This is a genomic window from Dyella marensis (assembly GCF_900112865.1).
Taxonomy (GTDB): domain Bacteria; phylum Pseudomonadota; class Gammaproteobacteria; order Xanthomonadales; family Rhodanobacteraceae; genus Dyella_D; species Dyella_D marensis_A.
On record NZ_FONH01000008.1, the window covers coordinates 117,834 to 140,221 of the forward strand.

Annotated in this window: 16 protein-coding genes and 1 riboswitch; of the genes, 5 read left to right on the forward strand and 11 right to left on the reverse strand. The window is 68.4% G+C overall.

All coding sequences use genetic code 11. From position 1 onward, the window contains the following. Positions 1-96 precede the first annotated feature (96 nt). Positions 97-212: riboswitch (SAM riboswitch) on the forward strand. Positions 213-290: 78 nt separating this feature from the next. The 3 genes from metX to BM172_RS13020 all read left to right on the forward strand — a co-directional run bounded on the left by metX (position 291) and on the right by BM172_RS13020 (position 3,656). Further along, positions 291-1,310, forward strand: coding sequence for a homoserine O-succinyltransferase MetX (gene metX, locus BM172_RS13010; RefSeq protein ID WP_026635604.1), 1,020 nt, complete (start codon positions 291-293; stop codon positions 1,308-1,310). A 61-nt stretch (positions 1,311-1,371) separates the two neighbouring features. Further along, positions 1,372-2,571, forward strand: a complete 1,200-nt coding sequence (gene metB / locus BM172_RS13015; protein WP_026635605.1) for a cystathionine gamma-synthase — start codon at positions 1,372-1,374, stop codon at positions 2,569-2,571. Continuing rightward, on the forward strand, positions 2,568-3,656 hold the full coding sequence (locus BM172_RS13020) for a homoserine dehydrogenase family protein (protein ID WP_026635606.1): 1,089 nt from the start codon (positions 2,568-2,570) through the stop codon (positions 3,654-3,656). Before metB ends, BM172_RS13020 begins: the two co-directional genes overlap by 4 nt. Before the next feature lie 111 nt (positions 3,657-3,767). On the opposite strand, the gene BM172_RS13025 is transcribed toward BM172_RS13020, so the two are convergent. The 5 genes from BM172_RS13025 to BM172_RS13045 form a co-directional block, all read right to left on the reverse strand. After that, a complete protein-coding gene (locus BM172_RS13025) occupies positions 3,768-4,037 on the reverse strand; it encodes a hypothetical protein (RefSeq protein WP_026635607.1) in 270 nt (89 codons plus the stop codon). Between the two features lie 133 nt (positions 4,038-4,170). Continuing rightward, the gene (locus tag BM172_RS13030) at positions 4,171-5,835 is read right to left on the reverse strand and encodes an APC family permease (RefSeq protein ID WP_026635608.1); all 1,665 of its coding nucleotides are present in this window, start codon (positions 5,833-5,835) and stop codon (positions 4,171-4,173) included. A gap of 275 nt (positions 5,836-6,110) precedes the next feature. Next, complete coding sequence (locus BM172_RS13035) at positions 6,111-8,858, reverse strand: LysM peptidoglycan-binding domain-containing protein (RefSeq protein WP_026635609.1); 2,748 nt, start codon at positions 8,856-8,858, stop codon at positions 6,111-6,113. Between the two features lie 183 nt (positions 8,859-9,041). Then, the gene (locus BM172_RS13040; protein WP_081805188.1) at positions 9,042-11,606 is read right to left on the reverse strand and encodes a LysM peptidoglycan-binding domain-containing protein; all 2,565 of its coding nucleotides are present in this window, start codon (positions 11,604-11,606) and stop codon (positions 9,042-9,044) included. Positions 11,607-11,712: 106 nt separating this feature from the next. Next, positions 11,713-13,095 carry an L-serine ammonia-lyase gene (locus tag BM172_RS13045; protein ID WP_026635611.1) on the reverse strand — a complete coding sequence of 461 codons (1,383 nt, stop codon included), beginning with the start codon at positions 13,093-13,095 and terminating at the stop codon, positions 11,713-11,715. A 99-nt stretch (positions 13,096-13,194) separates the two neighbouring features. On the opposite strand from BM172_RS13045, the gene BM172_RS13050 reads away from it, so the two are divergent. Next, positions 13,195-13,443, forward strand: a complete 249-nt coding sequence (locus tag BM172_RS13050) for a glutaredoxin family protein (protein WP_026635612.1) — start codon at positions 13,195-13,197, stop codon at positions 13,441-13,443. Here the strand turns inward: BM172_RS13050 and BM172_RS13055 are convergent. The 5 genes from BM172_RS13055 to BM172_RS13075 form a co-directional block, all read right to left on the reverse strand. After that, entirely contained in the window at positions 13,438-14,796 is a 1,359-nt protein-coding gene (locus BM172_RS13055) for a GTP-binding protein (RefSeq protein WP_026635613.1), read from the reverse strand. The two genes, BM172_RS13050 and BM172_RS13055, sit on opposite strands and share 6 nt — an antisense overlap. Then, positions 14,796-15,350, reverse strand: a complete 555-nt coding sequence (locus tag BM172_RS13060) for a YceI family protein (protein WP_026635614.1) — start codon at positions 15,348-15,350, stop codon at positions 14,796-14,798. Before BM172_RS13060 ends, BM172_RS13055 begins: the two co-directional genes overlap by 1 nt. Then, positions 15,350-15,925, reverse strand: coding sequence for a cytochrome b (locus tag BM172_RS13065; RefSeq protein WP_026635615.1), 576 nt, complete (start codon positions 15,923-15,925; stop codon positions 15,350-15,352). The genes BM172_RS13060 and BM172_RS13065 overlap by 1 nt, the downstream gene beginning before the upstream one ends. Next, positions 15,922-16,542 carry a YceI family protein gene (locus tag BM172_RS13070; RefSeq protein ID WP_026635616.1) on the reverse strand — a complete coding sequence of 207 codons (621 nt, stop codon included), beginning with the start codon at positions 16,540-16,542 and terminating at the stop codon, positions 15,922-15,924. The genes BM172_RS13065 and BM172_RS13070 overlap by 4 nt, the downstream gene beginning before the upstream one ends. Positions 16,543-16,832: 290 nt before the next feature. Beyond that, the gene (locus BM172_RS13075; RefSeq protein WP_026635617.1) at positions 16,833-18,293 is read right to left on the reverse strand and encodes a GTPase; all 1,461 of its coding nucleotides are present in this window, start codon (positions 18,291-18,293) and stop codon (positions 16,833-16,835) included. A 155-nt stretch (positions 18,294-18,448) separates the two neighbouring features. Here BM172_RS13075 and BM172_RS13080 point away from each other — a divergent pair, with 155 nt between their 5' ends. Next, positions 18,449-22,048, forward strand: a complete 3,600-nt coding sequence (locus BM172_RS13080) for a hybrid sensor histidine kinase/response regulator (protein WP_026635618.1) — start codon at positions 18,449-18,451, stop codon at positions 22,046-22,048. Between the two features lie 211 nt (positions 22,049-22,259). Here the strand turns inward: BM172_RS13080 and BM172_RS13085 are convergent. Beyond that, positions 22,260-22,388: DNA polymerase III subunit chi (locus tag BM172_RS13085; protein ID WP_143096519.1), on the reverse strand; the 129-nt coding region annotated here is incomplete at its 5' end.

Consider the following 22,388-nt stretch of genomic DNA (forward strand, 5'->3'; position numbering starts at 1 on the left):
CCCGCTTCGGAGAGGGCATTTGGATTTTATGGATGTTTAGACGTTTGGACGTCCAAACAGTTGACACCGCCGCTCGCGCGCCGATACAGTTCGCGTCACTCATCGAGACCGGCTGAGGGACAGGCCCTTTGAAGCCGGGGCAACCTGCGGGATAGCCCGCCACGGTGCCAACTCCTGCGGAGGCGCAATCAGGCGCCGCCGAGAGATGGGCGAGCTTCGTGCCGGCACTGCGCCGGCTCCGTGGCGACCTCTCTCCGATCCGCAGGGCGATGCCCGAACCGGAGAGCGAGATGTCCAGCCAGCCCCAGCCCGTCACCAGCGCAAGCGCCCCCTGTACCGTGGCGGGTGCTGTCCGCGTGGACCTCACGACGCAGCGCAGCTCCCGCCGCATCCGTCTCTCGCCCAAGTACGGCAGCCGTCCCTGCGAAGTGGACGTGCGCTACCTGTGGTGCGGCGCGCCCGACGCGCCCACCGTGATCGTGCAGGGCGGCATCTCCGCCAACCGCGAAGTGGTCGCCCTGGACGACGAAGCCACGCCCGGCTGGTGGCAGGAAGCGGTCGGCGCGGGCCGCCCGATCGACCTCGACCGCTACCGCGTGCTGTGCATCGACTGGCTCACCCCGGCCGAGCTCGACGGCGCCACCGCCGTCTCCAGCGAGGATCAGGCCGACGCCCTGGCCGCCCTGGTCGAGGCGCTGGGCATCGCCCGCGTGCATGCCTTCATCGGTTCGTCCTACGGCGCCATGGCCGGCCTGGCCTTCGCCGCGCGCCATCCCTACGCGCTGGACCGCCTGGTGCTGCTGGCCGGCGCGCACCGTCCGCATCCGCTGGCCACCGCGCAGCGCGCCGTGCAGCGCGGCATCGTGCGGCTGGGCGTGGAGACCGGCCAGCCGGAGCAGGCGCTGTCGCTGGCACGCCAATTGGCCATGACCACCTACCGCGGCAGCGAGGAGTTCTCGCGCCGCTTCACCGCCGCGCCGGAATTCCGCGAAGGGCGCTTCCATTTCCCGGTCGAGGATTACCTGGTGCACCAGGGCCGCCGCTTCGTCGAGCGTTTCGACGTGGAGCGCTTCCTGGCGCTGTCCGAATCGATCGACCTGCACGACGTGACGCCGGAGCGCATCGCCGCGCCCGCCACGCTGATCGGCTTCCCGTCCGACCGCCTGGTGCCGCTGTCCGACCTGTGCGAGCTGCAGCGCCGCCTGCATGGCCCGGCCACGCTCGAAGTGCTCGAGTCGCCGTACGGCCACGACGCCTTCCTCAAGGAAACCCATCGCCTCGCGCCGCTGCTGCGCGACGCGCTGGCCTGAAGAATCCATTCGTCCCATTCGTCCCCACGCGCACCAAGCAACAAAGCAACGGAGATCCACCATGAGCGACACCACCGCCCCCTGTAGCACCAGCACCTGCGCGGTGCGCGCCGGCATCGAGTCCGATACCCAGCACGGCGCGGTGGTGCCGCCGCTGCATCTGTCGACCAACTATGCGTTCGAGGGCCTCGGCGGCAAGCGCGCCTACGACTACTCGCGCAGCGGCAACCCCACCCGCGACCTGCTGGGCAATGCGCTGGCGGAGCTGGAGCAGGGCGCGGGCGCGGTGGTGACGGCCAGCGGCATGGCGGCGGTGGCGCTGGCGCTGGAACTGGTGCCGGCGGGCGGCCGCGTGCTGGCGGCGCACGATTGCTACGGCGGCACCTGGCGCCTGCTTGACGCCTGGGCGAAGAAGGGTCGCTTCACGCTGGAGTTCGCCGACCTCACCGACCGCGTCGCGCTCGCCGCCGGCCTGGCCAGCAAGCCCTCGCTGGTGTGGGTGGAGACGCCGTCCAACCCGCTGCTGCGCATCACCGACGTCCGCCACGTGGCGCAGGCCGCGCATGCTGCCGGCGCGCTGGTGGTGGTGGACAACACTTTCCTGTCGCCCGCACTGCAGCAGCCGCTGGTGCTGGGCGCCGACGTGGTGGTGCACTCCACCACCAAGTACATCAACGGCCATAGCGACGTGGTGGGCGGCGCGGTGGTCGCGCGCGACCAGGCGGTGGCCGACCAGCTGAAGTGGTGGGGCAACTGCAACGGCCTCACCGGCGCGCCGTTCGACAGCTTCCTCACCCTGCGCGGGCTGCGCACCTTGAGCGTGCGCCTGCGCCAGCACCAGGAGAACGCGCAGCGCATCGCCACGCTGCTGGACGGCCATGCCGCCGTGCGCAAGGTCTATTACCCCGGCCTGGAAAGCCACCCGGGCCATGCATTGGCCGCGCGCCAGCAGGCCGGCTTCGGCGCCATGCTCAGCTTCGAGCTGGAAGGCGACGTGGCGCAGATCGAAGCCTTCGTCAACGAGCTGAAGTACTTCTCGCTGGCCGAGTCGCTGGGCGGCGTCGAAAGCCTGGTCGCGCACCCGGCCTCCATGACCCACGCCTCGATGGCGCCGGAAGCGCGCCGCACCGCCGGCATCGCCGACAGCCTGCTGCGCATCTCGGTGGGCATCGAGGACGGCGACGACCTGGTGCGCGACGTCGACGCCGGCCTGGCGCGCGTGTTCGCCTCGCTGGCCAACAAACGCCGGGTGACCGCGTGAGCGCGGTACTGGCGGAAGCGGACGTCCAGACGGCCGGCGCCAACGCGGCCGCCAGCGGCACCGCCATCGTGCTGTTCGGCACCGGCGTGGTCGGCGGCGCCCTGCTCAAGCTGCTCAACACGCCGGCTGCCGCATCGCTGCGGCTGGTCGGCGCGGCCAATTCGCGCCGCCAGCAGACCTCGGCGGAGCAGCTCGCCGACCGCGCGCTGCGCGAGAAACTCAAGAGCCATGGCGATCCGCGCGACGACGCGACGCTGCTGCGCGCGCTCGATACCAGCGGCGCGGCGGTGAAGGTGATCATCGACGCCACCGCCAACGCGAATCTCGCCGCGCGCCACGCCGACTGGCTGGCGCGCGGCTACCACGTGGTCACCGCCAACAAGGCGCTGGCCGGCGGCGAGCTGCCCGGCTGGCGCGCGCTGCAGGCGGCGGTGGCCCAAGGCGGCCGCTACGGCGATGCCGCCACGGTCGGCGCCGGCCTGCCGGTGCTCTCCACCCTGCGCCGGCTGCGTGCCTGCGGCGATGCGCTGCTCACGCTGGAAGGCGTGTTCTCCGGCTCGCTGTCCTACCTGTTCAACCAGTACGACGGCAGCCAGCCGTTCTCCGGCCTGCTGCGCGAGGCGCGCAAGCTCGGCTATACCGAACCGGACCCGCGCTCCGATCTGTCCGGCGAGGATGTCGCGCGCAAGCTGTTGATCATCGCGCGCAATGCAGGCTTTGCCCTCGGCACCGACGAAGTGGAAGTGGAAAGCCTGGTGCCCGAGGCGCTGCGCAGCGTGGATACCGACAGCTTCCTCGCGCGCCTGGAGGAACTGGACGAACCGCTGGCGCGCCGCCACGCCGAGGCGAAGGCCCGCGGCGGTGTGCTGCGCTTCCTGGCGCGCCTCAACCAGCGCGGCAAGGCGCGCGTCGGCCTGGTCGAAGTGCCGGCGACGCATCCGGCGGCGCGCCTGTATGGCACCGACAACCAGTTTGCGCTGACCACCACGCGCTACCACTCGCAGCCGCTGGTGATCCAGGGGCCGGGGGCGGGGCCGGAGGTGACGGCGCAGGCCTTGTTGGGCGATGTGCTGGCGCTGACCTGACATCCACTCGTAGGTTGGGGTGAGCCGAAGGCGAACCCCAACAGGCGCCGAGGCATTTCGGGACGTTTGTTGGGGTTCGCCTGCGGCTCACCCCAACCTACGCCTCAGGTGTCACGCCTCGGGGCTCTCTTCTTCCTCAACCACCGGCGCCCGCACCACCGGATACGCCCATTGCGCAATCATCGGCGCGAACTTGATCAGCACCAGGCCGATGACCAGGTGCGCAACCAGCTGGTTGAAGTAGGCCCTGGCAACGTATACGTCGGCCTCGCCCAGGCCACGCAGGGCATTGAAGCCCGTCACGCCCAGTTCCAGGCCGGTGACGATGACCCATACGCCGATCGCACGCAGCGCCACGCCGAACCACAGGAAAGGGGTCATTGCATCCTCCTTGATGATGTATTGCCGGCCGGCCGGCCGGATTCGGCGCGAATGCTAGCGCATTCGCTGCGCAATCGAATGACATAAAAAAAGCGCGGCTTTCGCCGCGCTTTTTTTCCGGAAGCAAGGGGGATCAATGCCCCGTCATGCGCTCCGACTCCAGCTCATCCGGAGGCACCAGCGGCGCACCCGGATGCGCCTGCGCCTCCAGCTCGGCCGCTTCCACCGACGGCGTGCGCCAGCCGGACTTGACGCCCCACAGGTAGAACACCAGGCCGACCACCGCGACGACCGCGAGGTCCATGCCGTAGCTCAGATAGCCCTTGCCGCCGAACATGGTGCTGCCCGCCCACGACACCAGGGCCAGGGTGGGCAGGTAGAAGATCAGCCACCACGCACCCTTAAGCTGGCGGCCGAAATCGTGCCAGCCGGCTTTGAACTGATAGAAGAAGTACACCGGCAGTGCTACCACCATCAGCAGGATGATTTCGCCGGTCAGCGGCCACTTGGCCCAGTACAGCAGCTCGGTCGCCATGATGAAGGCGATGCCAGCCAGGATCGGCAGGCCTGCGATGCGCAGCGGGCGATGCAGATTGGGGGCGGTGCGGCGCAGGGTCATCGCGCTGACCGGACCGGTGAGGTAGGAAATGATCGTCGCCACCGAGATCACCGCCGCCAGCGTGCCCCAGCCGCGGAACTTGAACAGGAACAGATAGGACACCGCCAGGTTGAACCACATGGCCGGACGCGGGATGCCCCACTTCGGATGGATGCGGCCCAGGATCTTCGGCAGCGTGCCGTTGCGCTCCATGCCGTAGATCATGCGCGCCGTGGTGGCGGTGTAGGTGATGCCGGTGCCGCTGGGGCTGATGAAGGCATCGACGTACAGCAGCATGGCCAGCCAGTGCAGGTTGACGATGATCGCCAGCTCCGCGAACGGCGAGCGGAAATCGATGCCGTGCCAGCCAGCCTTGGCCAGAAGATCCGGCGGCACCGAGCCGAGGTAGGCAAGCTGCAGGATCACGTACACGATGGTGGCCAGCACGATCGATCCGATCACCGCGAAGGGAATGCTCTTGCCCGGGTTGTGCGCCTCGCCGGCGAGATTCACCGGGCTCTGGAAGCCATTGAAGCTGAAGACGATGCCTGCGGTGGCCACTGCGGTGAGCACGGCAGCGAGGTCGATCGCATGCGCGTCGCCGTGCACGCCCACCGAGAAGTTCTCGCTGTGGAAGCCGCTGGCGATCAGCGCGATGCCTGTCGCGGCCGGCACGATCAACTTGAAGATGGTGATGGCGGTGTTGGAGCGGGCGAACAGCTTCACGCTCCAGAAGTTGAGCAGGAAGTACACGATCACCAGCACTGCGGCGATGCCCAGGCCGGGCTCGCTGAGTTCGCCATGTCCATCGGGCATGTGCATGTACAGGTCCTGCGCCCATTTCCACGGCCAGGACGCCATGTACTGCACCGAAGCCTCCGCTTCCACCGGGATCACCGACACGATGGCGATCCAGTTGGCCCACGCGCCGATGAAGCCCACCAGCGAGCCGTGCGAATAGTGGCTGTAGCGCACCATGCCGCCCGACTCGGGGAACATCGCGCCCAGCTCCGCGTACGTCAGCGCGATGGTCATGATGATGGCCGCGCCGAGCACCCAGGCCCAGATGGCGCCAGGGCCGGCCAGGCCTGCAGCGCGCCACGCGCCGAACAACCAGCCGGAGCCGATGATGGAGCCCAGGCCGGTAAGCATGAGCGCAAAAGGACCGACGTCGCGCCGGATGGGGCTGGAAGAGGACATGCAAACTCCCGGATCTGGATCTCGAAGGCCGCCCCCTCGGACGGCACAAGGGCCGGATCATGACAGCCCCTGGCGCGGCTGTCAGCCCGGCGCGGGCGCACTTCGAAAGTTTCTGCGACGCGGGCAAATGCATGGCGCGGCGCAGCATTTGCCGTCAGGGCAAGGGGTTTGCGGCAGCTTCGGGGCGTATGGGGGGGGCAGGCCGAGAGGGCACGCGCCGGTTGGCCGGCGCGCCCTTGAACCTGGCCATCGACGGCGATGGCCGATATCGCTGCTCACGCAGTCTCGTGGCGCTCCAGCCAGTCGGCGGCGTTCTCCAGCGCTTGCGCTCCCTGCGCGTTGGCATTCCGATCGCCGGCGGTATCGCTGCGCTGCTGCTGTGCGATCGCACGCAGATCATTGGCCAGCACAACCTTGTTGTGCGCGCTGCCCAGCCCGTACCAAGTCGGATTGCCGAGCACCTTCATCACCTCGGAGACGCTGACGGCCGGCGTCTTGGATCCCGCTTCGGCGGCCTTGAGCATGTCGTACACGTCCTGGCCGCTGAGGCCCGCGCCCTTCAGCCAATCGATCGATGGGCCGCCGGAGCTGTCGCTCTGCAGCAGCTGCGGCTGGAGCCGCGCCAGTTCCTGCAGTTCCTCGGGCGCGATGCCGGTCGCCAGCCAGCCCCGGACCTGGCCCGGATCACTGCCGGACATCAGCTTGACGTCGGCCGGATCCAGGTTCGCGCCGCCGGGGCCGAGGTATTTCTCGACGTCCTTGTGCAGTTGTTCCGCATCGGAATCGCCGCCGAACAGCGTGCCGGCGAACTGGAACGATCCGGAGATGAAGGCGCCGACCCCATTGATGAAGGCGCCTGGCACTTCACCGGCGAGGGTAGTCTCCATCCAGCTGCCCATCATCGAGAAGACATCGCCGATGACCGCGCCGGCATAGAGCGGATTGTCGCCGGCGCTGTTGATGTCCGAAACGAAGGCGGAGGTACTGGCGATCACCGACAGACCCGGAATGAGGCGCGAGCTGAAGTTGGTGAAGGACTGGGCTGACTCGGTGTAGCGCCCGAGTTCGCCGGCGTCCGCCAGGGACTGCACGGCACCGGTGGCGAGCGTGACGCTGCCGCCGAGGGCGGAGGCATAGGAGTTGATCATGCTGCTCATATTGTCCGCCTCGGTGCCGTTGAAGAGGCTGATGACGATGGCAGCCTTCGCCAGCATTTTGTCGCCCGGGCCGAGCTCCTCGAATTCCTTCTTCAGCTGCTCCGGGCTGAAGGCGCGATCTTCGTTATTGGCGAGCCGCTCATAGTTGGTCTTGGTCGCCGCCCAGCCGTCCTTGGCCTGGAGCAGGGGTTCGGCCAACTGGGTCAGGCCGTATACGGCGGCCGTGGGGTCTCCGCCCGACTTCACCAGCAGTTGCGCCTGCGCGGAGGCGAGCGCATCGGGCAGGAAGCTGTCCTCATAGCCGGACAAGCCATCGAAGATCTTCAAGGTGTCCGGATCTGCCTGAATCGCATTGGCGAACTGCACGGCCGTCACGCCCTGGCCGGACTGCACCGCGTCCTTCATGCACTGGTACAGCTGCGCGGCCGCATCGGGATCGACCTTGGCGGCGGACAGCAGATCGTCCTTGTGCGCGTTCATATAGGACGTCAGGTTCTGCGCGGCGTTGGCATAGGTCTGGTAGACCTTTGCGTTGTCCGGATCCGCCATGTACGCCTTGCTGAAATTCGCCTGTTGCGTGGCGGTGAGCGGGCCGGCGTTTTGCAGCAACTGGCGCAGGCGCTGATCCTTGGCTTGTTTGGCGGTCTGTGCGTCCTCGTAAGCCTGGCGCGGATTGCCTTTGCCGAACGCGAGATAGCGCTGCAGGCCCTGCACGGCGGCGACATTGATGCCATCGGCCTGGTTCTGCTTGCCGTCCTGCTGCAGGCCATTCGCCAGAGCCTTGGCTAGCGCGGGATCGACGCCGCCGGAGATCGCGTTCTGGATGGAGTCGAACGCCTGGCCGCTCCAGCGTTCGGCCTGCGGCAGGTAGGCGCTGGCAATCTGCGCGGTGAGCTTCGACGCGTCCGCATCATTGCCCAGCGCGCCGACCACGCGCTGCATGGTGCCGAACGCCTGCTCGCCCGGCCCATTCATCGAGACCTGCGCGAATTTCCGGATCGTCGGCATGCTCTGGCGCACCACCGCGGCGGCCAGCGGAGGCGGCAGATCCTGCACGGTATCGAGCAGCGCATGCGCCGCAGCGGCAGCGGAAGCGGGGTTGTCGTCGTGATAGGTCTGGCCGATCTGGTCGGCGGCATCCTCGATCCAGCCTTGCACACGCGGGTCGGCGAGCACGGCGGCAACCACCTCCGGCGGCTGTCCCTCCAGCTCGACGCCCTTGAGCTTGGCGGCGGGGCTCTCGTCCGGGGTCGTGCCTGGAATCGCCGTATTGACCTGGTTCTGGAATTTGCAGGCCTGTACTGAACCCTTGATCGTCGCGTCGAGCGTCGCGTCACCAGGATGCCGCGCCACGATGGCATTGCCGGCGCTGTCGATCAGTTGATCGGCCGGCGCGCGGAACGCGACCGGCGTGCTCTGGTTGCGAAACGCGACTTCACCGGCGACTTCATCCGCAATCGCCTGATCCATGGCTTTCTTAGCAGCGTCGATCCGATCCTGCCCGGTGCTGTCCAGATCGGCGCGTAAGCCGGCGTTGTGCGGCGCACTGCGCATGTCGTCGTCGCGTTGCTTGAGTGCGCCCTGGTAAGCGGCAATCGCGGCGTCGGTCTTCTGTGCAGGCGTCTGCGTTGCGGGCGCTGCTTGCGTGGCATTCGCCACCGCATGCGGCGGCAGAGTCAACGCTTGCCCGGGCGACAACACAGTGTCGACACTGATGCGATTGGTGCTGGCCAGTTCTTCCGGGGTGACATTGAACTGCTGCGCCACCTGCGTGACCGTCTCCTTGCCGGTGACGGTATAGGTCGGGGCGGGAGGAAGCTGCGGCTGGGCGTAGTTGATCGATGAATCTGCAGCGATGACTGTCATGGCGGACTCCTTGCCGTGTTGCCGTGGGGACTGGCCCAGGCATTTAGGCCCGCGGCCAGCGCGCGGCAATACGTACTTTCCCTAGACACAAAATGTTGCGGACACAAAATGTTGCGATGGTTGCCGCGGGGCGCATGTCGCGCGCCGCGGCGTGTGGGAGGTTCGGCGCGAGAACCTGCGCCGTCAGTACGGCCGCCCCTGGCCGTCCGTGCCATAGGCGATATGCAACAGGCGCGGATCGGTCTCGGCGATCTCCTGGATGTGCTCCGGCGTGATGCCGCGGGCGCGCATCGCATTGAGCTGGTCGGGACCGGCGCCGATCAGCGCCTCGCGTTCGTCCTTGTTCTCGATGCCGGCGCCTTCCAGGAACTTGTTCTGCGCCTCTTTGTATTCCTGGTCCTTGTGGTGCTGCTCGATGAAGTGCAGCGCCACCACGGCGACCGTCGCCACCGCGATGCCGATCGGCCCGGCGAAGCCGCCCAGCATTTCCTCGCCGCCGAAGGCTGCCAGCGCCGCGCCGCCCGCACCCACGCCCGAGAAGATCGCGGTGGGGTAGTCGTGGTCGGCCACGCCCTGCACCGCGCCGGCGGCGAAGTAGGCGACGTTGAGCACGCCGATGAATTTCTCGGTGATCTCCGGTGCCGCATGGCCCCATTGTTCCAGCACGTTGTTCTTGTCCAGCGCCTGGATGGTGCCGGTCATGGCGTTCTTCGCGGGAGCCAGGTCCAGGCCGAAGGCCAGCGAGCCGATCACGTTCTGCACGCTGGGGTCTTCGATGGTCTTGCCGGTCTGGCTGATGAAGGCCGCGCCGGTGATGCCCAGCGCCATCGTGCGGAACAGCATGCCGGCCCTGGCGTCGCTGAAGGGCAGTTCCTTCAGCTCCTGCAGTTCTTTCTGCACCGAGGCGAATTCGTTGACCGCCTTGCCCTGCCTGGCGTCTTCCAGCGTTTCGGTGCGCAGCGAGTTGACCACCTCTTCGAGCTTGTCGATGCCCTTGTCGACCTCGCCCTGCGGAATGCCGAGCATCTGCGCGCCGATGCCGCGGAACGATTCCAGCGCCTGCTTGACCTTGGCGATGCTGGCGTCGTCGGACGGGTTCATCTCGCCCAGCGACGGCATCAGGTGGCTGACCACATAGGCCTTGCCGACCGCGGCGGTGAAGTCCTTGTCCTTGTGCCCCAGTTCGATCAGCAGCTTCGCTGCCTCGCCGCCTTCCTCGCCTTCGAACACACTCGGATCCTGCGTGGCGGCGAATTCGATCGACTGCCTGGTGGTCTCATCGTCCAGTAGCTTGGCGGCGCCCTCCTTGGTCAGGCCGTAGGCCTTGAGGTTGTCCGGCACGTCGGTGAGCGAGGTGATGTCCAGGTCCAGCGCACGCACGTCGGCGACCAGCTTGTCCTTGTGCGCCTTCAACTGGTCCTGCCAGTCCTTGCCCTTGTCGTCGATGTACTTCTGGATCGCCTGCTGCTTCTGTGCGTCGGTGAGGCCGGGGCCGAGGTCCTTGATCAGGTTGTTGAGCTCCTCGGTCTGCTTGGCATAGGCCTGCATGTCCTGCTTCAGCGTCACCTTCTGCAGGTTGCCCATGCCGAGCTTGACGGAACTGACCATCTGCATGGCCAGGTCGTTCTTGCCGTCGGCTTGCAGATGGCTGGCCACCGCCAGCGCCAGCGCGGGATCGCGGCCGTCGGAGATCGCCTGCGTCACGTCGGTGCGGTTGGCCAGCATGGAGTTCTTTTCCAGATACTTGGCCACGTCGTCGGCGAAGTCCTGCTGCATCGCCTTGCCGGCATCGCTGCCGCCGAGGTTGCGGTAGACCACGCCCAGGTCGCGATAGACCTGCGGATCGGACATCGCGCTCAGCACTTCGCTGTTGCCCGACATCCAGGAGCGGTCGTCCTGGGCGTTCCACCACGTCGTGGTGACGGCGCGGCCGAGGTCGGGCGACTGGCGCGTGAGATCGGCCAGATACTTCGCGCAATCGGCGGCGGATTTACCGGCGGCATCGTGCGCCGCGTCGGCCACCCATTGCTTGACGCGCGGATCGGCCAGCACCGCATCGACCACTTCCTTGGGCTGGCCCTGCAGGTTGATGCCCTTGAGCTTGTCCGCGGCGCTCCAGTCGCCGTAGTAGCCGGGGATCAGCGAGTCGGCCTTGGCCTGGACCTGGTAGCCGTGCACCGCGTCCTTGATCAGCGGCGTAGCGCCGGCGTCGCCCTGGTGGCGCGCGAGGATCGCGTCGCCCGCACTGGCCACGAGCTGGTCGGTCGGCGTGCGGAACTGCCCCGGCACGCCCTGGTTGCGCGCAGCCACTTCGCCGGCGATCTCGTCGTGGATGGCCTGGTCCATCGCGGTCTTGGCCTTGTTTACCGCGTCGTCGGCACCCTGGCGGATCTCCTGCCGCAGCGCGCCGTTCTGCGGCATGTTGCGGGTCGCGTCGGTGCGATCCTTCACCGCCTGCTGGTAAGTCGCGATCGCGGCGTCGGTCTTGGCGGCAGGCGTGGCCGGGGCGGCGGACGAATCTTCCTTCGCCGGCTGCACCGCATTGGGCGGCAACTGAAGTTGCTGTCCCGGGGCGAGCTGGGTGTCCACCGTGATGCGGTTGGTGCGCGCAAGTTCTTCCGGCGTCACCCGGTAAGTTTTTGCGATGGTGGCGACTGTCTCCTGCGGTTTCACCACGTGCGGAGGCGGCGCGGGCGGCGTGGCCGGCGGCGTGTAGCGAACGGAAGATCCTGCGTCGACGGGAAGCATGGCGCGCACTCCACGAATGAAAAGACCGGCGCATTCAGCGCCGGCCTGTCATGGAGTCGCAATAAGGAGTTTCCCTAGGTGACAGCGGTGCTACCGCTGTGCGGCATCAGCACTCGATCACGTTGACGGCGAGGCCGCCGCGCGAGGTTTCCTTGTACTTGTCCTTCATGTCGCGGCCGGTGTCGCGCATGGTGGCGATTACCTTGTCCAGCGACACGCGATGCTTGCCGTCGCTCTTCAGCGCCATGCGGCTGGCATTGATCGCCTTCACCGAACCCATCGCGTTGCGCTCGATGCAGGGAATCTGCACCAGGCCGCCGATCGGATCGCAGGTGAGGCCGAGGTTGTGTTCCATGCCGATCTCGGCGGCGTTCTCCACCTGCAGCACGTTGCCGCCGAGCGCTGCGGTAAGTCCGCCGGCGGCCATCGAGCAGGCCACGCCGACTTCGCCCTGGCAGCCCACTTCCGCGCCGGAGATCGACGCGTTCTCCTTGTACAGGATGCCGATCGCCGCGGCGGTGAGCAGGAATTCGATCACGCCGTCGTCGTTCGATTTGGGACAGAAACGGTGGTAGTAGTGCAGCACCGCCGGCACGATGCCGGCCGCGCCGTTGGTCGGCGCGGTGACCACGCGGCCGCCCGCGGCGTTTTCTTCGTTCACCGCCAGCGCGTACAGGTTGACCCAGTCGAGAATGGTCAGCGGATCCTTCAGCGCGGCCTCCGGCTGATTGCGCAGTTCCTGCGCCATGGCGGGCGCGCGGCGCGTCACCTTCAGGCCGCCGGGCAAGGTGCCGGGCGAGCGCAGGCCGCGGGTGACGCAGTCCTGCATGGCCTTCCAGATGGTGAGCAGGCCGGCGCGCGTCTCCGCTTCGCTGCGCCACACCTTTTCGTTCTCCATCATCAGCTGGGCGATGGTCAGGTGGTGCTGTTCGCACAGCGCCAGCAGCTGGTCGCCGGTGGAGAACGGATAGGGCAGGGCGGTGGTGTCGGCGACGATGCGGTCTTCGGCCGCCTCGTCCTGGTTGACGACGAAGCCGCCGCCCACCGAGTAGTAGTCGCGCGTGCCCAGCTCGTGGCCTGCGGCGTCGTAGGCGGTGAAGCGCATGCCGTTGGTGTGGAACGGCAGCTTCTGGCGCTTGTTGAACACCAGGTCGCGCTTCTCGTCGAATTCGATCTCGTGCCTGCCGAGTACGCGCAGGCGCTTGGTATGGCGGATGCGTTCCAGCGTTTCCGGGATGCGGTCCGGATCGACGTTGTCCGGATGCGCACCCTCGAAGCCCAGCAGCACGGCCTTGTCGGTGCCGTGGCCGCGGCCGGTCATGGCGAGCGAGCCGAACAGCTCAGCGCGCAGGCGCGCGACCCGGCCCAGCACGCCCTTCTCGTCCAGCCAGCGCTCGGCGAAGCGCGCCGCGGCGCGCATGGGGCCTACCGTATGCGAGGAGGACGGCCCGATGCCGATCTTGAAGAGGTCGAATACGCTGACGGCCATGGCTGTGTGCTGGGGCTGATGGGGAACCGGCTATTCTACGCGCGCTCTTGCGACCCCGCAGTCCGTACGCTGCCGTCCGGTTTCCCCGATCCGTTCCCCATGGCCGACCTGATCCTCTACCAGCGCGATTACTGCCACCTGTGCGACCAGGCCCTGGCCGTGATGGCCGAGGCGCGCGCGCCGGATTTCGACAGCGTGTGGGTGGACGATGCCCAGGAGCTGGAAGAACGCTACGGCACCCGCGTGCCGGTGCTGCGCGATGCGCGCAATGGCAGGGAGCTGGACTGGCCGTTCGATGCGGCCGCCGTGCGGGCGTTTCTGGCGATAAAGATCAGCCCGATGCTATGAGCGTGTCCTGAGCCGGCGCAGAATCTCTTCGCGCGCCTCGCGCAGGATCGAATCGCGATCCAGCCCCGCCACGATCTCCGCGACCGCCCGCTTCGCCCCCAGCTCGCCCCAGGACTTGCCGGCGACCAGGTAGCGTTCCGCCGCGCGCCCGATCAGCACGGTGGCATACCAGGCCAGCGCACCCTGCGCCGCCGCGGTGACCAGCACGGACAAGCCCGCGCTCACGCCCTTCAATGCCGAGGCGACCAGCTGCATGCCCCATACCGCGCCCATCAGGGCAGCCAGTTGCGCGGAGATCACCGCCACCAGCCGGCCGGATTCGGCGCGGCTCAGCGGCAGGCCATATACACGCGACAGTTGCAGCACCATCGCCGCGTCCATGCCGGCCGCGGCGAGCAGGTCGGCCACGGGAATCGGGTTCAGCGCCACCGCCACGCCCTTGGCCAGGCAGTAGTTGCGGATCAGCTTGTCGGCCAGGCGGCGCCGGCTGTCGGCGATGCGCGCACTGACCTGGTCGGTGAGCCGGCTGGCGTAGAGGCCGGCGTTGAGCGCGGACAGCGTCTTGCCCTCGCGCCGCGCGATGGCGAGCAGGCGTTCGCGCAACGCGGCCACCTCGGGTGGCGCGGGCAGTTCGCGCAGGTGTTCGCGGCCGTGTTCGTCCGTTTCCATGCGGCGCTGCGGCTTGGGACGCGCGGCGACGGCGACCACGTCGTCTTCGCGCACCAGACCGCGCGCATGCTCGCGCAGCTGCGCCAGCAGCGCGTCGCGTTCGGCGGATGCATAGCGATCGGCCTTGTTGAGTGCGAGCAACACCGGCCGCTGCGTGGCGGCCAGGGTCTTCAGCGCGTCGAGTTCGTCGCGGGTAAGGTCGCCGTCGGCGACGAACACCACCAGGTCGCTCACTTCGGCCACGTCGAAGGCCAGGCGCTCGCGCGCCTCGCCGTCCAGTTCGTTGATGCCGGGCGTGTCGATCAGCACCAGGCCGGCTTCGCGCGCTTCGTCCAGCGCGGCCTGCTCGGCGCGGGTGGTGGTGCCGTGCAGGACGCCGACGGTGAACGCCTCGCGGCCCAGCAGCGCATTGCCCAGCGCCGACTTGCCGGCGGAAACGCGGCCGAACACCGCGACATGCAGTTCGCCGCGTTCGAGCCGTTCGAGCATGCTCTCGATGCGGCCGAAGTCGCCGGCGAGTTCTTCGCGGATCGCCGGCGGAATGGTGGCATCGTCGAGCAGGCGGCGCAGGCTGTCGACCATGCGCGCCTGCGCGTGCTCAGCATCCGGCGCTGCGGCGGCGTTCTGCGCGTCCGGCTTGGCCAGCCAGCCGCGCAGGCGTTGCCACAGCGTGTCGCCGGTCATTATTTGGCGGCAAGCACGAGATGTGCGTTGACCTTGACGTCGGCGCCGATCACCGAGGTATCGGCGTAGTCGCCGCCGCCCACGCCGAAGTCGAGGCGCTTGACCGTGCCGCTGACATCCAGCGTGGCGCCGGCGCCGGCCGGCTTGAAGTTGACGGTGAGGCTCACCGGCTTGGTCACGCCGCGCAGGGTGAGGTTGCCGTCGGCGATCACCTGCGCGCCGTTCTGGCGGAAGCCGGTGGTGACGAAGTGCGCCTTGGGAAACTTGGCGACGTTGAAGAAATCGGCGCCGGGCAACGCACCGTCGCGGTCCTTGTCGCCGGTCTTTACGCTGGCGAGGTCGACTTCGACGTCGAACTTCGACGTGGCGAGCCTGGCCGCGTCATAGCTGATCGCGGCGGTGAACTTGCCGAAGCTGCCGTCGAAGGACGCGCCCTGGAAGCTGCTGGTGAAGCCCAGCTTGCTGCCGGCGGGCTGCACCGTGTAGTCGGCGGCGCCGGCCAGGCCGGGCAGGGCCAGCGCGAGCAGCAGCGGGGCGAAGGCATGGGATTTCATCAGCGATCTCCTTGGGGGGTGTCGCCGCGCAGGCGGCGGAAGGGAAGCATGCGCAGCAGGGTATTGTCGCGGTCTTTCAGGTGATGCTTGAGCGCGCCGCCGACATGGGCCACCAGCAGCAGCACCAGGAACCAGAACAGGTACTCGTGCACATCCTGGGCGAACCCGGTCATGTCGGGATTGGCCTGGGCCAGCGCCGGCAGGTTGAACTGCTTGAAGAACTGCAGCGGCTTGCCGGCGATCGAATTGAACCACCAGCCGCTGAGCGGCAGCGCCACGATCAGCAAGTACAGGAGTGCATGCACCGTATGCGCGGCGATCTGCTGCAGGCGTGGCGCGGGATCTTCCCGCGGACGCCGCTCGCTCAGGCGCCACAGCAGGCGCAGCGCGAACAGCGCCAGCACCGTCAGGCCGATCGACTTGTGCAAGGCCAGCCAGTTGATCTTCTGCATCGGCCCGTGCGCCAGATCCATGCACAGGCCGAAGATGCCGTTGCCGATGATCAGCAGGGCCACGGTCCAGTGGAAGAACTTGGCGACCGAGCCCCACTGGCGGTCGTTGCTGCGCAGGCTCATGGTGTCTCCTTGTCGCCCTTGGTGTTGTCGGTCTTGCCGTCGTCGAGGATCGCTTCCAGTTCCAGCCACACGGTGACGGTGCGGCCGATCGAATTGGGGTTGGCGGTGATGCCGAAATCGGTGCGGTCCAGCGTGGTGCGCGCGGAGAAGCCGGCCACGGTGTGCAATCCGTAGATGGTCTTGCCGACGCGGTTGGCGCTGAACGGCAGTTCCACCTCGCGCGTCACGCCGCGCAGGGTGAGCCTGCCGCGCAGCACGCCGTTGTCGCCGTCCTTGCGTTCCACCGAAGTGGAAACGAAATGGGCGTAGCGGGCGCCCGCGCTGTCGAGGTACGACCTGCCGAGTACCGCTTTGTTCCACTCGGCATCGCCCAGGTCCAGCGAGGACAGATCGATATCCAGTTCGGTGGCCGACTTGCTCCAGTCATCCGGATCGAAGCGCAGCCAGCCCTTGGCGATATGCAGCCGTCCGAACGGGCGCGAATAGCCGTTGTGGTCGATGCTGAAAAGGATCTGGCTGTGGGTGGTGTCGTAGCGGTAGGTCGACGGCGCGGCGTGCGCATTGGCGGCGAAGGCGGCCAGGATCAGCGTAAGGACGATGGCGCGGGCGAAGGACATGGCGGGGAAGTCTGTACGAAGGTGGGAGAGGGCGCCAGCCGGCGGAGGCCGAACGGATTGTTTCCCTGGCGTGGAGCTGGCGGGCTCTAGTGAGTGCGCCATGCCACGAGGATGGTTCTTGCGTGGGCCTGAGCCCCTCTCCCTCCGGCGACCCGAAGGTAGTCCCCGTGGGAGAGAGGGGTTGGGGTGAGGGTACGGCCGAAGTGGTGCGCACCACTTCGGCCGTACCCTCATCCGGCTGCCGCCACCTTCTCCCGGAGGGAGAAGGATTCGTGCTGGATAGGTTTTACCTACGATTGTGCTTTTTCCTTCCACGCATCCAGCGTCAGTGCCGCCAGTTCCTTCATGCGCGCGCCGCTGCCGTCGGCCAGCAGGGCCTTGAGCTTGTCCGCCGCGTCGGCCTGGTCCAGCGACTGCCGTTCGGCCAGCGAAGCTGCCAGGGCGCGGCCCAGGCTGTCGAAGATCAGCGCATAGGCGAACGCATGCAGCACGCCGCCGCCGAGCGTGCCCAGTCCGGGAAACGCCTTCAGCGCATTGCCGGCGATGGCCAGCACGATCGAGCTGCCGGTGCGCAGGGTCAGCCGTGCCTGGCGCACGAAGTCGTCGACCTGCACGTCGCTCGCCGGCACGCCATACAGCCGGGCCAGTTCGCGGGTGAGCGCGGCGGCGAGTGCGCCCTGGATCACCAGGTCGCTGCCGGGTGCGATCGCGGCCAGTGCGCCGACCACGGCGCGCTGTGCATAGCGGCGCACGATGCGTTCGGCTTCGGCGGCGCGGGTCTGCGTTTCCAGCGTGCCGACGCGTTCGTGCAGGCCGGCCAGCACCGCGCGTTCGCGCTGTGCTTCCAATCCTTCGGCGCCCGGGGATGCGAGCCGCGCGAGCGCTTTCCACAACGCATCGATGACCGGCTTGCGCTGGCGCTCGACCTGTTCGACGCCACCGTCGGGCAGCGTGCGCTGGAAGCGTTCGCTGCCGCCGGCGCTGACCGCGATCACCATGGCGGCATCCTCGCCGGTCTGCTTGCGCAGCCGCTCCAGCAGCTGCGCGAGTTCCGCCTCGCTCCACTGGTCGGCCTTGTTGAGCACCACCAGCAGCGGCTTGCCGAACGCGGCGAGCCAGCGCACTTCCTCGGCTTGCGTGCGGGTGAGATCGCCTGCGCAGACATACGCCACCACGTGCGCGCGCAAGGCTTCTTCCCGCGCCAGGGTTTCGCGCGCCTCGCCGCCGGCCTCGCGGCTGCCCGGCACGTCGGCGAGCGTGAGCGGACGTCCATCCGGCAAGGCGCCATCGACGTGAACCACCTGCCGCGTGGTGCCGCCGCGCGCGTCGCTGGCTACCGTGGCCTGCGGTGCGAGCGCGCGGATCAAGGTGGACTTGCCGGTGGAGATCTCGCCGAACAGGGCGAGGTAGATGCGCGCCTCGGCGCGGCGGCGATCCAGTTCGCCCAGTTCCGCATGGAGCGTGCCGGTATCGGCGCCGCGCGTGTGCAAGCGGTCGATGCGCTGTTCCAGGGTGCCGCGGTCCGGCGCGTCGACCGCGCGCCGCGCGCGGCGCGGCCGCACGATCCACCACAGCACCGCCAGGCCGGCCAGCGCGAACAGGCCCAGCGCGCTGCCCAGCGTCCACTGCAGCCAGCCCGGCAATTGCAGGAAGCGCTGGGCCAGGGCCAGCGCGCGTTCGGCCGCCGCGAACAGCAGCCAGGCCAGGGCGGCGAACGCGAGCGCGGCGATCAGCAGGCGGGGGCGGGGCATGGCGGGCATTCTATGTGCAGCATCGGAGGAGGGCCCCGGCGCATGGCTGGCGCGCCGTGCTCGCAGGGGTTTGCAAAGTGAAGCCCATCTTCACACTTTCGGTCTCGTACCCGCCTGTCCGATTTGGCATGATCCCTCCGCTTAGGGGGAAATTCATGTTGTCTTCACTGCTGCTGGGCCTAGCGCTGCTCGCGCCATCGGCATCCGTCGCCGACAAGGCCGGATCGCCGCACGCACCGGCGGCCGCCACGGCGCCGGCGCCGAACGCGGCCGGCGTGCTGCCCACTCCGCAGTTCCGCCGCTACGGCACCTTCAACGGCCTGCCCAGCAGCAGCGTGTATGCGGTGGCGCAGGCGCCGGACGGCGCGATGTGGTTCGGCACCAAGGGCGGCATCGCGCGCTACGACGGCGTGGCCTTCAAGGTGTACCGCCATGTGGCGGACGATCCGCGCTCGCTGCATGACAACGGCATCGCCACCTTGCTGTTCGATCGCCAGGGCCAGCTGTGGGCGGCGGGGCTGGAAGCCGGCCTCAATCGTTTCGATCCGGTCACGCAAAGCTTCGAGCACTGGTCGCACGATCCGGCCCGTCCCGAGAGCCTGGCCAGCGACAAGGTCTGGGATGCCGTCGTCGGCCCCGATGGCGCGCTGTGGATCGGCACCCAGCATGGCCTGGACCGCATGCGTCCCGACGGCAGCGGCTTCGACCATATCGCCGCGCCACCGCCGAGCGACGACCCCAGCGGCTTCGGCGCGGTGGGCGCGCTGTATGTCGACCCCAAGGGACGCCTGTGGATCGGCACCGACGAAGGCGTGTACGTGCGCGACGCCGAAGGCCGCGTCAGCCAGGTACCGCAGGAAGACCCGAAGGAAACCATCTCGGTGTGGAGCATCGAGGGCGACGGCGACGAAGTGCGCATCGCCGCCGCGCACGGCCTGCTGGTGGTCGGTGCCGACGGCGTGGCGCGCAAGTTCGACAAGGACATCGCCGACTTCAACGTGCTCACCAGCGTGCGCGACCGCGCCGGGCGCCTGTGGATCGGCACGCAGCGCGGCCTCTACCTGCAGACGCGCCGCAGCGGCCCGGTGAAGAAGGTGCTGGACCAGCCGCTGCTGTATGGCAACCTGCCCGGCACCTGGGTGTGGAAGATCAGGCAGGACCGCGAAGGCGGCCTGTGGGTCGCGCTGTTCGACGGCGGCATCGGTTATCTCGCGCCGGGCTGGAGCGGCATCAGCCGCTTCACGCATATCCCGGAAGACGCCGACAGCCTGCGCGACAGCGTGGCCACCTCGATGGCGCGCGGCCACGACGGGCGCGTATGGGTGGGCGAGCGCGGCGGCCGGGTGGACAAGCTCGATCCGGTTACCGGCAAGAGCGAGCACGTGGTCAGCGACATGCGCGGCGACGTCATCGGCATGACCGAGGACGACCAGGACCGCCTGTGGATCGCCACCCAGGGCAGCCTCTATCGCTATGCCCGCGGCAAGCTCGACAAGGTGCCCACCGCCGAGCGCGGCATGGTGCATCCGCTGGAAGTGGAGGTCGGCCCGGACGGCAAGCTCTACGCGCGCACCTTCGCCGAGGGTCTGTTCCGCGTCGACCAGGACACGCTCGAGGTGACCCCGGTGAGCTTCCTGCCGGCGGAAGAGCGGACCCGCTGGGGCGCGCAGCTCACCCTGGTCGATGGCGTGTTCTGGTATGCCAGCGACGGTGGCCTGTGGCGGCTGGACCGCAGCTACGACCACTTCGAGCCGGTGCCCGGCATCCGCAATGACCGCAAGGTCGATGCTTTCATCTTCACGCCCGACCACAAGTTCCTGTGGATGGCGCGCCCGGATGCGCTGGAGCGCTATCGCCGCGAAGGCGATCATTTCGTGCTGGAGCGCCGCGTCGATGCGCGCCAGGGCTGGCCCTCGGTGAACGTGGCGGACCTGGCGCTGGACAAGCGCGGCCGCGTCTGGATGCTCGGCCGCGACGGCATGCGCCGCTTCGATCCGGAAAGCGGCAGCTTCCGCACCTTCGGCCTGCAGGACGGCCTGAGCAACGGCGAATTCGTGCGCGGCTACGCCGCCATGCCCGACGGTTACATCTATGCGCCGACCATGGGCGGCGTGGTCGCCTTCAATCCCGACCAGACCGAAACCGAGGCGTCCTCGCCGCAGGTGGCGATCACCGGCGTGAGCGTGCGCGGCAGGAACGGCCTGCAGCCGGCGGTGCTCGGCCACGGACCGCTCGAGCTGGACTGGCATGCGCGCGGCCTCAATATCGAAGCACGCGTGTTCTCGTACATCGATCCGGCGGTGAACCGCTATCGCTTCCACCTGGAAGGCCTCGACACCGAATGGGTCGACACCGGTACGCGCGGCGAACGCGAATTCGCCAGCCTGCCGCCGGGCGACTACACGCTTACCGTGATGGGCGCCGGTGCCGACGGTGTCTGGGGCCGCCTGTCCGCGCCGCTGCAGGTGCATGTGCAGGCGCCGCCGTGGGAGCGCTGGTGGGCCTGGTGCATGTATGTGCTGGCGGTGGCCATGCTGGCGTGGATGGCCTTGCTGGTATGGCGCCGCCGCCTGGCGCAACGCCACCAGATGCAGCTGGCCGAACAGCGCAGCCGCCTCGCCGAGCAGGCCAGCGCGGCCAAGACCCAGTTCCTGGCCACGCTCAGCCACGAGATCCGCACGCCGATGACCGGCGTGATGGGCATGGCGGAGCTGTTGCTCAACAGCGGCCTGGGCGCGCAGCAGCACGAATACGCCGAGGCGATCCAGCGCTCCGGCCAGATGCTGCTGAAGCTGCTCAACGATGCGCTGGACCTGGCCCGCATCGAGGCCGGCAAGCTGTCGCTGGACCTGGCGCCGTTCGATCCGCGCGCGCTGCTGCGCGACGTCGCCGCGCTGGAGCAGGGCCAGGCGCGTGCCAAGGGCCTGGCCTTCAAGCTGGAGATTGCCGACGACCTGCCGGCGCGGGTGATGGGCGATGCGCTGCGCGTGCAGCAGATCCTGCTCAACCTGGCCAACAACGCGCTGAAGTTCACCGAGCGCGGCAGCGTCATCCTGCGCGCGCGGCGCGAAGGCAACGAGCTGCGCTTCAGCGTGATCGATACCGGCCCGGGCATTCCCGAGGCGAGCCAGGCGCGGCTGTTCCAGCGCTTCGAGCAGGCCAACGGACCGCAGCGGCGCGCCGGCAGCGGCCTGGGGCTGGCGATCTGCCGCGAACTGGTCGCGCTGATGGGCGGCCATATCGAACTGGAATCGAAGGTGGCGCACGGCAGCAGCTTCCATGTGCACCTGCCACTGGAGGTGGTGCAGGAAGACGTTGCCGCCAGCGCTGCGCCGGTGCGTGCGCCCGGTGCCTCCGGCCTGTGCGTGCTGCTGGTGGAGGACGACGCGATCATCGCCGCGGTGGTGCGCGGACTGCTCGAACGCCAGGGCCACCAGGTGCGCTATGTCGGCAACGGCCTGGCGGCGATGACCGAGCTGGCGCAGGGCGATGCCGACGCGATGCTGCTGGACCTGGACCTGCCGGGCGTGGACGGGTTCCAGATCGCGCGGCTGATCCGCCAGCGCGAAACGGCGGGCGCGCACTTGCCGATCATCGCGATCACGGCGCGTTCCGGCGGCGATGAAGAAGAGCGTGCGCGGGCGGCGGGAATGGATGGTTTCCTGCGTAAGCCGCTGACGGGCGAGCAGCTGGCCGAGGCGCTGGCGACGGTGGTGGTGGCCGAGCGGCACGTCGAGCCGGCGGCGTATCCGTGAGCTTTCCAGGTTGGAGCCCTTCTCCCTCCGGCGACCCGAAGGTAGTCCCCGTGGGAGAGCACGCGGGGAGCGCACATGGATGTGCGCGGCTCTGAGGAGCGAGGAAGGTGGCGGCAGCCGGATGAGGGTGCGGACGGAGCGGTGCACATCACCCTTGCGCTCCGCCCGTACCCTCACCCCAACCCCTCTCCCGAAGGGAGAGGGGCTCCAATTACATATCGTGCTTGGCGACCTCGATGCCCAGCCGCTTGTACTCCCCCCAGCGCGTGCGCGAACCCTCGCGCTCGGCGGGCTCCGCGGCGACCACTTCCAGCACCCGTTCGTAGCGGCCGGCCGGGCA

What these genes read in the sequence shown, in the direction of transcription:
- BM172_RS13050 (WP_026635612.1), top strand. Translation starts at nt 13,195, where the DNA reads ATGGCCGACCTGATCCTCTACCAGCGCGATTACTGCCACCTGTGCGAC.
- BM172_RS13030 (WP_026635608.1), bottom strand. Translation starts at nt 5,835, where the DNA reads ATGTCCTCTTCCAGCCCCATCCGGCGCGACGTCGGTCCTTTTGCGCTC.
- BM172_RS13045 (WP_026635611.1), bottom strand. Translation starts at nt 13,095, where the DNA reads ATGGCCGTCAGCGTATTCGACCTCTTCAAGATCGGCATCGGGCCGTCC.
- BM172_RS13040 (WP_081805188.1), bottom strand. Translation starts at nt 11,606, where the DNA reads ATGCTTCCCGTCGACGCAGGATCTTCCGTTCGCTACACGCCGCCGGCC.
- metX (WP_026635604.1), top strand. Translation starts at nt 291, where the DNA reads ATGTCCAGCCAGCCCCAGCCCGTCACCAGCGCAAGCGCCCCCTGTACC.
- BM172_RS13075 (WP_026635617.1), bottom strand. Translation starts at nt 18,293, where the DNA reads ATGCCCCGCCCCCGCCTGCTGATCGCCGCGCTCGCGTTCGCCGCCCTG.
- BM172_RS13055 (WP_026635613.1), bottom strand. Translation starts at nt 14,796, where the DNA reads ATGACCGGCGACACGCTGTGGCAACGCCTGCGCGGCTGGCTGGCCAAG.
- BM172_RS13035 (WP_026635609.1), bottom strand. Translation starts at nt 8,858, where the DNA reads ATGACAGTCATCGCTGCAGATTCATCGATCAACTACGCCCAGCCGCAG.
- BM172_RS13065 (WP_026635615.1), bottom strand. Translation starts at nt 15,925, where the DNA reads ATGAGCCTGCGCAGCAACGACCGCCAGTGGGGCTCGGTCGCCAAGTTC.
- BM172_RS13080 (WP_026635618.1), top strand. Translation starts at nt 18,449, where the DNA reads ATGTTGTCTTCACTGCTGCTGGGCCTAGCGCTGCTCGCGCCATCGGCA.
- metB (WP_026635605.1), top strand. Translation starts at nt 1,372, where the DNA reads ATGAGCGACACCACCGCCCCCTGTAGCACCAGCACCTGCGCGGTGCGC.
- BM172_RS13060 (WP_026635614.1), bottom strand. Translation starts at nt 15,350, where the DNA reads ATGAAATCCCATGCCTTCGCCCCGCTGCTGCTCGCGCTGGCCCTGCCC.
- BM172_RS13025 (WP_026635607.1), bottom strand. Translation starts at nt 4,037, where the DNA reads ATGACCCCTTTCCTGTGGTTCGGCGTGGCGCTGCGTGCGATCGGCGTA.
- BM172_RS13070 (WP_026635616.1), bottom strand. Translation starts at nt 16,542, where the DNA reads ATGTCCTTCGCCCGCGCCATCGTCCTTACGCTGATCCTGGCCGCCTTC.